At 38.0% G+C, this 10,726-nt stretch carries 9 protein-coding genes; 7 read left to right on the top strand and 2 right to left on the bottom strand.

Features of this window, described 5'->3' with window-relative positions; genetic code table 11:
* Nucleotides 1-230 precede the first annotated feature (230 nt).
* From B5X76_RS17100 to B5X76_RS17085, 4 genes are all read left to right on the top strand, one after another.
* On the top strand, nt 231-902 hold the full coding sequence (locus B5X76_RS17100; protein WP_079645015.1) for a response regulator transcription factor: 672 nt from the start codon (nt 231-233) through the stop codon (nt 900-902).
* Nucleotides 902-2,188 carry a sensor histidine kinase gene (locus B5X76_RS17095; protein ID WP_079645014.1) on the top strand — a complete coding sequence of 429 codons (1,287 nt, stop codon included), beginning with the start codon at nt 902-904 and terminating at the stop codon, nt 2,186-2,188. The genes B5X76_RS17100 and B5X76_RS17095 overlap by 1 nt, the downstream gene beginning before the upstream one ends.
* 85 nt (nt 2,189-2,273) lie before the next feature.
* Nucleotides 2,274-2,717, top strand: a complete 444-nt coding sequence (locus B5X76_RS17090) for a PepSY-like domain-containing protein (protein WP_079645013.1) — start codon at nt 2,274-2,276, stop codon at nt 2,715-2,717.
* A gap of 62 nt (nt 2,718-2,779) precedes the next feature.
* The gene (locus B5X76_RS17085; RefSeq protein WP_079645011.1) at nt 2,780-3,229 is read left to right on the top strand and encodes a PepSY-like domain-containing protein; all 450 of its coding nucleotides are present in this window, start codon (nt 2,780-2,782) and stop codon (nt 3,227-3,229) included.
* A 43-nt stretch (nt 3,230-3,272) separates the two neighbouring features.
* On the opposite strand, the gene B5X76_RS17080 is transcribed toward B5X76_RS17085, so the two are convergent.
* Both B5X76_RS17080 and B5X76_RS17075 read right to left on the bottom strand, forming a co-directional pair.
* A complete protein-coding gene (locus B5X76_RS17080; protein ID WP_079645009.1) occupies nt 3,273-4,766 on the bottom strand; it encodes a TlpA disulfide reductase family protein in 1,494 nt (497 codons plus the stop codon).
* Between the two features lie 70 nt (nt 4,767-4,836).
* Entirely contained in the window at nt 4,837-5,895 is a 1,059-nt protein-coding gene (locus B5X76_RS17075) for an aldose epimerase family protein (RefSeq protein ID WP_079645007.1), read from the bottom strand.
* Nucleotides 5,896-6,083: 188 nt separating this feature from the next.
* Between B5X76_RS17075 and B5X76_RS17070 the strand changes: the two genes are divergently transcribed.
* The 3 genes from B5X76_RS17070 to B5X76_RS17060 all read left to right on the top strand — a co-directional run bounded on the left by B5X76_RS17070 (nt 6,084) and on the right by B5X76_RS17060 (nt 10,691).
* Nucleotides 6,084-7,430: a deoxyguanosinetriphosphate triphosphohydrolase gene (locus B5X76_RS17070; RefSeq protein ID WP_079645005.1), complete on the top strand. Its 1,347-nt coding sequence runs from the start codon at nt 6,084-6,086 to the stop codon at nt 7,428-7,430.
* A 38-nt stretch (nt 7,431-7,468) separates the two neighbouring features.
* Nucleotides 7,469-9,580 (top strand): type IA DNA topoisomerase, encoded by a 2,112-nt coding sequence (locus tag B5X76_RS17065; protein ID WP_079645003.1) that lies wholly within the window; start codon nt 7,469-7,471, stop codon nt 9,578-9,580.
* 127 nt (nt 9,581-9,707) lie between these two features.
* Nucleotides 9,708-10,691, top strand: coding sequence for a hypothetical protein (locus B5X76_RS17060; RefSeq protein ID WP_079645001.1), 984 nt, complete (start codon nt 9,708-9,710; stop codon nt 10,689-10,691).
* The last annotated feature ends 35 nt before the right edge of the window (nt 10,692-10,726 follow it).

Below are 10,726 nucleotides of genomic sequence, written 5' to 3'. Positions count from 1 at the left end.
AAAAGTGCGTAATAAAACGCGAGTGAATTTATTCAAACCGACGATTATATATTAATTTCAATGCCTTATTATAACGTAAAAATAAGCTAAAAGTTTACTAAATTGTAATTTTTATGGGCGAAAGTCAATAAATTGTAATCCTGTACTGTTAATTCCCAAATGTTTCCAAAATATGGATTCATTATTGTTTATTGGGACTATAAAGTTTTTTTATTTTAATATTCATGCCGATGAAAGTACTTATTATCGAAGATGAGATAGAATTGCAACGAAGCATTCAGGATTTTTTGGAAAGGGAACATTTTCTTGTGGAGAGTGCTAACACTTACGAAGCAGGTTTGGACAAGGTTCTTAATCATTCCTATGATATCGTATTGCTGGATATTATGCTGCCTGGGGGCAATGGATTAGATTTGCTTAAACTATTGAAACGTGAAAATAAACCCCATTCGGTACTCATTCTTTCGGCTAAAGATTCGGTGGATGATAAAGTGATGGGGCTTGAAATTGGTGCAGATGATTATTTGGCAAAACCTTTTCATTTTGCGGAGCTCTTAGCTAGAATTAAGAGTATTGTGAGACGAAATAGCCAGCATGGTGATTCGGTGATTAGGTATCATAATGTATCCCTGGATGTGGATAATAGGACCGCTTTCGTTGAAGACCAAGAGCTGCAATTGAATAGAAAAGAGTTTGATGTGCTGTATTATTTTCTGTTGAGACCGAATAAACTTTTAGAAAAAACGACACTGGCGGAAACTGTGTGGGGGGATCATGCTGATCAAGCTGATAATCTCGATTTTATTTATTCTCAAATAAAGAACTTGCGTAAAAAACTGAAGGATGCTGGTGCAAATCTAGATATTCAAGCTGTATATGGAGTAGGTTATAAACTAGTGTAATGACTGTTTCTCTAAAATATTATACCAATCGATTTATTATTGTCACCATACTTATTGTTATGGCGGTTTGGGCATTACTGTTTTATGCTATCCTGATGGACGAGGTGTATGATAATGTCGATGATGGGTTGAAAAATCAGAAAATTGAGATCATAAGGGAAGCTTATGATAACCCAGCAATTTTGGATAATACCAAGGAATTTGGGATTAATCAGTTTCGTATTCTACCTGTAGAAAAAAGCGAGGAAGATCTGGATAAAAACCATTTTTCAAAAGAGTTTATCTACATGCCTTACGACGAGGAAGATGAGCCTTATCGTGTCTTACGAACTGGATTCTATAGCAAAGAAGGGAAGCCCTACTCTTTAGAAATTCGCACCTCTACCGTAGAAGAGGATGATTACCTAATTAACCTGGCAATTTCTTTAGGGGTATTATATGTTGTTATAATACTCAGTATATTAATTATAAACCATTTTGTATTAAGTAGGGCTTGGAAGCCGTTTAGGTTGACTTTGGATAATCTGAGTCGGTATAGATTTGGTGATACAGCTAGTTTTAATGTAATTCGGACAAATGTTAAGGAGTTTGAGGAATTAAATCAGGAGGTCAAACACATGATTGATCGTAATGAGGCTGTATTTGAAAGTCAAAAGCGCTTTTTGGAAAATGCTTCACACGAGTTGCAGACACCATTGGCCGTAACGATCAATAAATTGGAGCTCTTAATGGACGATCCAAACCTCGCTGAAGAACAGCTGGTTAAAATAGCTGATGCTAAAGCTGCATTGCATAGAATGGTGGGTTTAAATCGATCTCTTTTAATGTTGTCACGTATTGATAATAATCAATATTCTTCCATAGAGCTTGTAGACTTTGGGCGAGTGATAAGGTCGATAGTGGAGGAACTTAGTGCTATTGCCTCTCATAAAGGAGTGCTTATTTCTATAAATGAACAAAAGGAGTTCATGTTAGATTTTAATACGAACCTCGCTCATATTTTGCTTTCTAATTTGTTAAGGAATGCGCTTAAGTACAATATTAAGGATGGTGAGGTGATCGTTGATATTAGTGCTGATAAAATTTCTATCGCTAATGATAGTAATTCAGGAGCTCTCAATCCTGATTATATTTTCGAAAGATTTTATAAAGGAAGTCAAGATAATAATTCTAATGGGCTTGGCTTATCCATCGTAAGGTCTATTCTGGAAAAGCAACATCAACTTAAGCTTCTTTATTCCTACGAATCGGGCAGACATCTTTTTATACTTCAAAAGATTTTATAATTTTTTTTAAAAAACATTTCCATTCCTAATTGTTTCCTAAGTTGGGTGCGAACTTTGAATTATTAAATCAAAATAAGTTAAAAAGATGACAACAATGATTAAATCCTTAATGACTGTAGCACTATTAGTGGTTGCGGTTGTTGCAAATGCGCAAGACAAAGTAATTACGTTTGTGCAGTTGCCTAAAAAAGCGCAAAACTTTGTTACTACTTATTATGCCGCTGACCAAGTGGTGCTTGTAAAAGAAGAGAGTGAGTTATTATCAGGAAAAAGTTATGATGTAAAGCTTAGAGATGGTGTGAAATTGGAGTTTGACGCCAAAGGTGAGTGGACTGAGGTAGACGCAGAGCTTAAAGCTGTTCCTGTGAAAATTGTTCCTGCTTCTATTCTTGAATACGTAAAAAAGAGCTTTCCAAATAACGAGATCGTCCAAATTTCACGCTCGAGCAGGAAATACAGCGTAGAATTAACAAACGGAATCGATTTGGAGTTTAATAAGAAAGGACAATTTGTTCGTATAGACGACTAATGTCTTAGGTAAATAAAAAATAGACAAACGGAGCTTACGAGCTCACAAAATAATTTAAACATATGAAAAAAATAATATTAAAACTGAGTTTATTGTTGGCGGTTGCTTTTATTGCTGTATCGTGTGAAAAAGAAGAACTTATTGATGTAAATAATCTTCCTGCCGTAGCTAATACATTTTTAAATGATCACTTCAAGGACGTTAAGGTACTTTCGGTAACTCGGGAAAAAGAGGCGTTGTCGGGTACTGAATATCAAGTGTTATTAAATAATGGGGTAGAGGTGAAGTTTGATAAAAATGGAGATTGGACAGAGGTAGAAGCACGAGAAAATACCGCTGCAATACCGACTTCATTTATCTTAACTCCAATAGTAAATTATGTTAAGGATAATTATGAGAATACAGGTGTCAATAGTATAGATAAAGAAAAACACGGTTTTGATGTCGAATTGACCAATGGATTAGATTTGGTTTTTGACAAAGAAGGAAAGTTTTTACGTATCGACCCCTAAGACGGATAAAAAAAGAGGGCTTAATAAAAGCCCTCTTTTTTTATTAACCTTTTCTTGCAAGTTCTATTTTAGTCTCCATCTCGTTGACTACTTTATCAACATCTGCGGAACCACCAGATGATTCAAAACGAATAAACCCTTCTTTATCAATTACTACTTTGTGCGGAATTCCAGAAACCCCGTATGCTGTAGTAGTTGCTTTGGTACGATCTTTCATTTCGTCAAACAATACATGGAATGTGTAATTATTCTTCGTCATAAACTCGTTTACCAAATCCTTATAGTTTTCTTCACGTTGCCAAGTGTCTATAAAAAGAAACTCTACATCTTTATCAGTTTTGTACTTGTTTACAGCAGCCTGCATTCCTGGGAATGACATTACACAAGGACCACACCAAGTTGCCCAAAAGTCTAATACAACAACTTTTCCTTTGTAATCGGCCAGAGATACTGTTTTCCCGTCTCTATTCACTAAAGAGAATTGAGGAGCCTCTTTTTTTATCATTTCTGATTTGTACTTAGAGACCATGGCGTCTTTTGCTTTTGATTCAACAGCCGCAAAATAAGTGTTGAAATCGGCCTTATTGTTATTTAACTTGTTGTAAAGCGGTTGCATCTCTTTTACAACATCTGCATTCTTACCATTTTTTACAACAAAGTTCTCTAACGAAAGAAAAGCATCTAATTCTTTCCCTTGTTTTGCATAAGCTTTTGCTAATGTAATGACGTTGGCAGGAGAACCTGCTGCATATGGAGAAGATTTCATGAAATCTTCCATTACGCCAATCGCTTTTTCGGCATTACCTTTTTCAAGTAAAGCTTGTGCATAGGACGGCGCTAATGATCCATAAGCTCTAGCTGCTCCGCCGTTTTTAACCTTAGGGTCAGTTGATTTTGACGCCTCTAAAGCACTTGCATAAGCTTCTTCTAAGATAGGAAGAGCGGCATCGTAGTTGTTACTTTTGATTAATCCTGCCGTAATTCTGCTTGCGTAAGACGCAAAATTTGCACTGGATTTAAGCTGGTTGACGTAGCTGTTTGCTTTTGCTGCATTATTTTCTTTGAAATATAAAGATGCTAAAGCAGAAGCTGCTTGGTCATAAATCCCTCTGTCCTTTTCTTCGAATGAAGTTGCAGGAAATTGTTTTAACCAAGCGGTGTACCCTTTTTCTACAGTTGCGGCAGCCGCATTTTCATCACCAAATACTTTTTCATATGCTTCAGAGCGAGCTTTAATTCCTTTTGGGAATTTCTTTAGAATGCTCTTATTGATCGCTTCTGCTTTGTCCTCTTGTTCTAGGCTTTCATATACTCTAGCCGCCATGGACACGAAGCTTTCATTTTTGCTTTGTGACATAGCCAAAGCTTCTTTTCCTAACTCTGCTTTAGATGCTTCATCTCCTTTTTGGAATAATCCGTTCAGGTGTTTTAATAAATCATCCATTTTGACATCTTTCTGTTTAGCCATTTGAGCGTGAGCAGAAGAAAATGCCATACCTGCACTCAAAAGTGCAATTGATAAGATTTTCTTATTCATCAGTCTATAATTTTTTTTCAAATATAAACTGAAATGTACTGGTTTATGCTTTGTAAGTAATTTATTACAGCTATTTCTTAAGACTAAATTTATAAATGATGGTCTGATCTAGCTCTTCGCCAGGTGCTAAGATGACATTAGGGAAGTTCTTTTGATTAGGGCTATCTGGGTAATGTTGTGCCTCAAAACAGAATCCACCATGTCGTAAATAGCGATGACCGGACTTTCCTAAATCATTGGATAGAAAATTTCCTGTATAGAGGTGTATGCTAGGTTGGGTTGTGTAGACCTCCAATAATATTCCACTCTCCTGCGAATAAGCCGTTGCAGCAGGTGTACTGATCGTTGATTGATTTATAAATCCATGATCATAACCTTGCGCATATTGTATTTGTTCTTCGGGACTATTGATGCTCTCAACTATCTTTTTAGGTGTTCTAAAATCAAAAGCTGTATTTTCTACTGGAAGCAGTTCTCCGGTAGGTATTTGCTTGCTGTTGATAGGAATGTATGTGGTAGCAGGGATCTGTAGGATGTGATTAAGTATGTCACCATTGCCCTCCCCATTCAGGTTGAAATAGGCATGATTTGTTAGATTGATGACCGTTTTTTTATCTGTCGTGGCTCGAAAGCGAATTTTGATCTCGTTTTCATTGGTCAATTCATAACTTACATTGACATTTACAGTGCCTGGAAAACCTTCCTCTCCATCGGGGGAAATGTAGCAAAAATCGACTTGTTTTTGCAAACTTACCTGTCTATCCCATACCTTGGTGTGAAATCCATTTGGTCCACCATGTAGGGAATTCTCCCCATTATTTTGTGCTAATGTAAAAGGGGTATCATTTATCTTGAAAGAGCCATGAGCAATTCGGTTTGCATATCTCCCGATTGTGGCTCCATGATACTGTTCGCCTGCATCGGTGTATCCCGTTATGGTATCAAAACCCAAGACTACATCTACTAGATTGCCATGTTTGTCAGGTACTAAAGCGCTTACTAAACGGGCTCCGTAATCACTTACAGCAATTTGCATCCCTGCACGGTTCACGAAAGTTAACAGATGCGTGTTTTTATTATTTAAGCAGCTTTCGAAAGCTTTTGTATCAGGAAGTTTGTAGATTGTCATGACTTGAATTATTTGTATAAAAATAGCAATTATTTAGTTAGTCCGAAAGTTTAATGCTTGTCATTGTCCAAGAATCGACCCATTAATGGAGACCTAATAAGCGAATAAACTCAAGCTTATTTTTCCTTTAGGTATTCGCGAATGCAAAGCATTTTACATAAGTTTGCCCTAGAAAATCCATAATATTGATGAACTGGAAACAACTTTTGTCTGCTAAAAGATGGGGGTACGAAGATCGTATCCCGAATGAACAATTTGATGCAAGATCTGAATTTCAGCGTGATTACGATCGGTTGATATTCTCTTCTCCGTTCCGTCGGCTACAGAATAAAACTCAAGTTTTTCCCTTGCCAGGTGCTGTTTTTGTTCACAATAGATTGACCCATAGTTTGGAAGTGGCCTCTGTTGGACGGTCTTTAGGTAGGTTGTTCTATAATCTGATGAAAAAGCAGAATCCGGATATTGATACGGAGGTGCCGTATCTACAAGAGGTCGGTAATATTATCTCATCTGCTTGTCTCTCACATGACTTGGGAAATCCAGCCTTTGGTCATTCGGGAGAAGCAGCTATTTCGTCTTTCTTTACGCAGGGCGCCGGACAAAAATATCAAGAACATGTTTCGGCGAAACAGTGGGCAGACTTAACTCATTTTGAAGGAAATGCTAACGCATTAAGGATCCTTACCCATGCTTTCAACGGTAAGGACGAAAAAGGTTATGCGCTTACTTATTCAACATTAGCCTCTATTGTCAAATATCCGTGTTCGGCAATTGATGGTCATATAAAAGGTAATCATCATCGTAAAAAGTATGGTTTTTTTGAAGGAGAAAAGTTTGTTTTTGATAAAATAGCTGCAGAGTTGGGGCTGGAAAAGGATCCGACTAATCCCAATGGCTATTTACGACACCCTTTAGTATATCTTGTTGAGGCCGCAGATGACATCTGCTATAATATTATTGATCTTGAAGATGCGCATCATCTCAAGATATTGTCTTACAAAGAGGTTGAAGAACTTTTATTGCCTCTTTGTGGAGGAGAGGAGTTGAGGAGTAGGCTTGATGGATTAAAAGATACCGGGAGTCGGGTTGAGTTGCTACGTGCCAAAGCTATCAACATATTGATAAATGGTTGCGCGGAGGTGTTTACAAATAATCAAGATAAATTTTTATCAGGAACTTTTGAAAGTTCACTGATTGACGCGCTGTCGCCCGAGATCGTAAGTCAGATGAAGCGGATTGAGAAGGTCTCTGTTGCGGAGATTTACAATGCCTCTACGGTAGTGCAGATCGAAATAGCAGGATACAAGGTGATGAATGCGTTGCTCGAAGAATTTGTTCCCTCTTATCTGAAAACGAACAAAACTATGTATGACCGAAAAATTGTAGCGATGATTCCTGCCCAGTTTCATACGGATAAGGAAGATGCCTATTCTAAAATACGAGCTGTATTGGATTTTGTTTCGGGGATGACCGATGTGTATGCAGTAGATCTGTATCGTAAAATAAAAGGAATCTCAATAGCATCTTTGGATTAGGTGACGGAGGTTATGAAAGTTAGAGAGGTGATAAAAAAATGAAGGTAGTAATAGCAGAGAAACCCTCTGTCGCGAGAGATTTGGCTCGAGTGATGGGGGCAAAGGAAGTTAAGGATGGGTACATAGCAGGAAATGGTTATGCTTTTACGTATGCATTTGGACATTTAGTACAGTTATGTACACCACAAGCTTATGGTTATCACAACTGGTCTGTTTCGAATTTGCCTATCATTCCCAATAAATTTGAACTCGAAGTTAAGAAGGTGCGTAAAGACGGGAAACAGATAGATGATGGAGGGGCTCTGAAGCAAATTCAAATCATAAAAGGCTTACTAGATCAAGCAGAAGAAATTATCGTAGCGACGGATGCCGGGCGTGAAGGGGAGTTGATCTTTCGGAATATCTATTATTTCCTAGGTTCAAAAGTTCCTTTTCGGCGATTATGGATCTCTTCACAGACGGATAAAGCGATCAAAGAAGGATTTGCTAATCTAAAAGGAGGGCAAGAGTATGATAGTCTTTATGAATCGGCACGATCCCGATCAGAATCAGATTGGCTGATTGGAATCAATGCAACTCAAGCTATTACGTTAGCAGCCGGAAATAAGGGATTACTTTCTTTGGGGAGGGTTCAAACTCCTACATTAGCGATGATCTGTTCTCGTTATCTGGAGAACAAAGATTTTAAGCCTCAAGCTTTTTACAAGATCCAAGCTGGATTTGAAAAAGATAATATTTCTTTTAAAGCGACCTCAGATAAAATTGAGAAAAAAGATACTGCAGAAGAAGCTATATCAAAAATCAATGTCGGAACGGAAGCCAAGATCGTTAAAGTTGAAGCAAAAGAAACAAAGGAGCAGCCTCCGTTACTCTTTGATCTGACTTCATTGCAGCAAGATGCAAATAAAAAGTATGGTTACTCTGCTGATCAGACACTTGGTATTGCGCAGACATTATATGAGAAGAAAGTAATTACCTATCCTCGGACAGGTTCTAGATATATTGGGGAGGATGTGTTCGAACAGATCGAGTCGCTATTTCAGCACTTGGCAAATACTGCTGAAGAGGGAATCGCGGCTATATCCGGGAATTTAATAGGAGCTAAGCTCAATAAACGTTCTGTGGATGATAAAAAAGTTACGGATCACCATGCGCTATTAGTGACCGATGAAAAACCAGGGCCTATGCTTAAGGAACAGCAGAATATTTATAATATGATAGCTAAGCGCATGGTCGAGAGTTTTTCTGAAGTCTGTCTGAAAGATATTACAACAGTGACTATCGATGCTAATGGTGTAGAATTGATTGCTAAGGGAACGGTAATCAGACAGTATGGATGGCGGTTGTCTGCTGATCAAATTGAAGTAAATGAAGATGAGAAGAACTCGGACGATCAAGATAATGAAAATGCACAACTCCCGAAATTAATAGCCGAGGAGCTATTGGAAATACTGTCTCTAGAATTGTCCGAGCGTTTTACTAAAGCAAAACCAATCCATACCGAAGCCTCATTGCTTAAGGCCATGGAAACGTCGGGGAAGGAAATTGAAGATGAGGAAATGCGGCAAGCTATGAAGGATTGTGGTCTCGGTACGCCTGCGACTCGTGCAGCGACTATTGAAACTTTGTTTCAAAGAGATTACATTAAGCGGGATAAAAAGAAGCTTATCCCGACAGATAAAGGGCTAGCTGTTTATAATCTTGTAAAGGATAGGTCGATAGCCAAAGTGACATTGACCGGCAAATGGGAGCAAAAGTTGGAGGAAATGCGCGCCAATAAAGTGTCTTATGATGTGTTTATGAAGCATATCAAGGACTATACTGCCAAAATTACGAAAGAGTTGTTACAGCTTCGGATATCTATTGCTCAAGAGGAAATCAAGCCTCAACAAAAGGGAAAGATAAAGTGTCCGAAATGTCAGCCAGGAAGCATTCAACTTTATGAGAAGGTCGCGCAATGTGATCATTATGCGCGTGGCTGTGACTTTAAGATATGGAGGACATTGAACGGTGTTTTTTTGGAAGAAAAAGAAATGAAAAATCTGTTGGAAAAAGGAAAAACCTCTGAGTTGAAGGGGTTACGGACCAAGGAAGGGCAGGTGGTGAATGCTTCTTTGGTTTTTCAGGATTTTAAAGTGAACGTAGGTTAATGCTTGTTTCTGTTGTAATGATTTTAGCAACCTCCTATAAAACTGCGAGGCAAATTTACGGTCAAATTAGAGTCAATCCTTTAGGATAGTCGTAGATTAAAAATGTAAAACTCTACCTTTGCGACTTATGACAACAAAACTGTACAACCCCTTTGTAGATTTTAAGTTTGATCAGAGTACTTGTTTTTTAACAGGTGAAACTTTGAGCTCTGATGAAGAGCGTATCCAGGTTTTTCCGGTCTGGATGATGCAGTCTTTTGATTTGGAAGAAAAGCCTTTCAAATTGCTGGATGAAAGTATGATCACGTATAAGAAATTGCAATTACCCTGTTCATTAGGTGCTTCGTTGCATATGGAGAAAGTTGAGAAAGAGGTAGAGGAGGCGATGAAGACGGGGTATGATGCGGTTAGTCAGTTGGATCAGATTACGCTATTTCAATGGATTTCAAAAATATTGTATGGTGTGGTGTTTAATGAGATCCAGGTCGGAATTAGACAATCGATGTTGACTGGTGAGGAAATGAATTTTTCTCAAGCCTTGGTGCATAAGTTTAGGAATCTACATGCGATGATGCAATCGTTGTATATCCCTATGGAATTTGAGCATAGAAACCCTTTCGATATCCGGGTGTTTCCTGTAAACAATGCCCCAGATACATTTTTGTACAGAGATGAAATCAATACGCTGATCTTTTCGTTACGTATGGGGGATTTTGCGATTATTGCAACTCTACAGGACAATGGGACTAATGCAATCTATCACGAGGATGCGTTGCAAAATATAGGTGGACAAGTGCTCCACCCAATCCAATTTGAAGAGATATGTGCCCGCTACTTTTATTCTGCTTATCTGTTTAATCGTTTGCCGGAATATACTTATATGGAAACTCCACTTGCAGTTTTCGTAGAACCGATGCCTTTGAACGATTGGACATTGAAACCAATATTTGATAATTGGCAGGTTAAAACGTATGGTCAGGTGCTGGAAAACTTCTGGAAACCATGGGGACATACCTTATTCGAAATTATTAAAGACCCGGAGCATCCAATGACTTTTTTAACGGATGAAAATGGTGTTTTTAAAAATGTTGAAAATTTAACGAAAGGATAAATCGGGCCTTACTCTCCATATTTATAATCGATGTT

Source organism: Sphingobacterium nematocida (assembly GCF_900168125.1).
GTDB lineage: Bacteria > Bacteroidota > Bacteroidia > Sphingobacteriales > Sphingobacteriaceae > Sphingobacterium > Sphingobacterium nematocida.
Note: the sequence above shows the minus strand (reverse complement) of the source record. Positions and strands in the feature narration are given on the sequence as shown.

What these genes read in the sequence shown, in the direction of transcription:
- B5X76_RS17095 (WP_079645014.1), top strand. Translation starts at nt 902, where the DNA reads ATGACTGTTTCTCTAAAATATTATACCAATCGATTTATTATTGTCACC.
- B5X76_RS17085 (WP_079645011.1), top strand. Translation starts at nt 2,780, where the DNA reads ATGAAAAAAATAATATTAAAACTGAGTTTATTGTTGGCGGTTGCTTTT.
- B5X76_RS17070 (WP_079645005.1), top strand. Translation starts at nt 6,084, where the DNA reads ATGAACTGGAAACAACTTTTGTCTGCTAAAAGATGGGGGTACGAAGAT.
- B5X76_RS17065 (WP_079645003.1), top strand. Translation starts at nt 7,469, where the DNA reads ATGAAGGTAGTAATAGCAGAGAAACCCTCTGTCGCGAGAGATTTGGCT.
- B5X76_RS17060 (WP_079645001.1), top strand. Translation starts at nt 9,708, where the DNA reads ATGACAACAAAACTGTACAACCCCTTTGTAGATTTTAAGTTTGATCAG.
- B5X76_RS17100 (WP_079645015.1), top strand. Translation starts at nt 231, where the DNA reads ATGAAAGTACTTATTATCGAAGATGAGATAGAATTGCAACGAAGCATT.
- B5X76_RS17090 (WP_079645013.1), top strand. Translation starts at nt 2,274, where the DNA reads ATGACAACAATGATTAAATCCTTAATGACTGTAGCACTATTAGTGGTT.
- B5X76_RS17075 (WP_079645007.1), bottom strand. Translation starts at nt 5,895, where the DNA reads ATGACAATCTACAAACTTCCTGATACAAAAGCTTTCGAAAGCTGCTTA.
- B5X76_RS17080 (WP_079645009.1), bottom strand. Translation starts at nt 4,766, where the DNA reads ATGAATAAGAAAATCTTATCAATTGCACTTTTGAGTGCAGGTATGGCA.